The following is a 2,515-nucleotide window of genomic DNA, read 5'->3' as shown; positions in this document are numbered from 1 at the left end:
CCCACCAGCGTGTCCGGCTGTACCTGCTTTTCAGTAATTAAGTAATGCGCCAGTTGGTTCGCTTTCGTGTTCAGTTCGCCATAGGTAAGTTGCTGTTCTGTTACCACAGCATTTTCATACATAGCCGCCACAGCATCTGGCGTAGCGGCGACCTGAGCTTCGAACTGGCTATGAAGGCAAATGTTCTGGGGATAAGCAAGAGTAGTATCATTCCAACTATCTATTAGCTTAATCTGATCGTTCTCATCCAGAATACTTGTTGTCAATACACTCTTTTCCGGGTTAGCTAGCAGTGCCGAAATAAGCTGGTTGAAGTGACCAGCCATGCGCTCAATGCTCTGCCTATCAAACAACGCGGAACTATACTGCCAGAGCAGAGATAAACCTTCAGCGGTCTCGATAACGTTTAAACTAAGTTCATATTTTGCGATTGCTTCTGCTTGCTCTACTGCATGTAATTGCAACCCCGACAACGCCATGTCCTCGGTTTCATTATTTTGTAAAACCAGCATAACCTGAAACAATGGGCTGTAGCTCAGGCTGCGTTCCGGTTGCAACTTTTCAACCACTTTTTCAAAAGGAGCCTGTTGGTGGGCGTAAGCATCCAGAAGGATGGACTTACTTTGTGCCAGTAGTTGAATGAAGCTCGGATTGCCGGAAAGATCACTTCGTAACACCAGTGTGTTAACAAAAAAGCCTATCAGGTCCGCTAACTCAGGCTGCTCCCTATTGGCAACAGGGGTTCCAATCACGATATCCTGTTCATTACTATAGATAGACAGAAGCGAAGAAAATACTGCGTGTAAACCCATAAACAGGGTAGCCCCCATAGAGAGGCAAAACCTATTGAATTCTTCGCTTATACCTTGAGCCACAGTACTATGATGAGTACTTCCGGTAAAATTTTGTAATTGAGATCTGCTTCTGTCTAACGGTAAGTTATGTACCGCGGGAATCCCCTTTAAAGTACGCTGCCAATAATTTAACTGTTTATCCAGTATTTCCCCAGTCAACCAGTTCTGTTGCCAATTTGCATAATCAGCGTACTGAATTGCCAGTGACGGTAGAGGATTGTCCTGCCCACTCATGTAAGCAGAGTAAAGCATACTGAATTCTTTAATCAGGATGCCTTCAGACCAACCGTCAGAAGCAATATGGTGCATGGTCACCAGCAAATAATGTTCTTCTGCAGCCGTTTTGATAATTTTCACGCGAAACATCAGGCCCTGACTCAAATCAAAAGTCTGACTTGCTTCGCTATTGATAACCTCTTTTATTCGGATTTGTTGTGGTTCACCATGCAGTGCGGAGTAATCTTGGATTTCAATATTTAGCTCTTTTAAAGATTGGATTACCTGAATCGGCTCACCGTTTTTATCTGTTGAAAAGCAAGTTCTTAACACTTCATGACGGTTAGCTATAGTCGTAAAGACCTTGTTAATCACATCTATTCTTAATTTACCAACCAGTTTTAACACGCTTGGAATATTGTAATGCGCACTCCCTTCTTCAATTTGATCGAGTAACCAAAGGCGCTTTTGAGAGTAAGACAGAGGCAAATTCTGTTCTCTACCTACTGGTTTGATTGCAGGCTCTTCCGATACACTGCTGTGATCCAGATATCGCAAAAGTGCTTCTTTATGCACTTTTAATTCTTTCAATATGTCTTGTGTTACAGCCCCTCTAGGGCCGCTTGCAGAGAGAAAACCATTTTCTACAGAGAGCTTAATTTTAGCTTTAGCTAGTTTTTTAATTAATTCTGATAAGGTCATTATTGAAAGCTTTCCATCTATATTCGTTGCCCCGACTTAATGATTTGCCGAGAGAAGAACTCACAGAGCCAATGCGCTTTTAGGTGAACCCGTGTTGATTTTTATCTGATTAGTTCAACACTCGCCTATCGCAGCTCATCCAGTACTACAATCTTTGTATTCTGACAAATGATGGTGAAAATCCATTACCAGCTCGTCCTTAATGCCACATTTTCTACTCCCTTTAATGCTGTAGATATTGAGCTTCGCTCGATTCTAAGAATGCTACTGATAGAAAACATCCAGTCATGCGCCCTATTGCATTTACCTATGTGACCAATTCCATCAAAACACAAATCACACCGACATATAATCCTTACTTATTAGATATATAAAGACAAAATAGTCACGTGAACATATCTTTACTCTTGAGGGTTGAATGTCATAAATAGATGTGCGAACGCTACTTGTTGCTTACGTAAGTTGATTTTGATTAGACGCCTAAAGATGAAGGAAAAAAACAATCAATTCCCCCAATACAAACGGAGTGATAGCTAACGGGCAACCTCAAAAAATGCCGGTGAAAAAGGTGTCAGCAAAGACACCTCCGGTAGAATAAAGCACAAAAGCCCGTGAACACAGTAACCAAATTTCGCATTGTTCACTGGTAGAGATTGACTGAGTAAAGGCTTAACAGTTCATATCTGGAAGCTTTCTATTTCCACCTGCTCCACCACACTTTCATATCCAGTATAATTAGACGC

Annotated in this window: 1 protein-coding gene; it reads right to left on the bottom strand. The window is 41.7% G+C overall.

Annotated features, from left to right (window positions below; translation table 11 throughout):
• A partial coding sequence (locus ACYVIC_RS12690) for a condensation domain-containing protein (RefSeq protein ID WP_460860477.1) occupies positions 1-1,772 on the bottom strand: 1,772 nt, incomplete at its 3' end.
• Positions 1,773-2,515 lie beyond the last annotated feature (743 nt).

The organism is Rheinheimera gaetbuli, from assembly GCF_054781935.1.
This window is presented reverse-complemented; position numbering and strand designations above follow the sequence as displayed.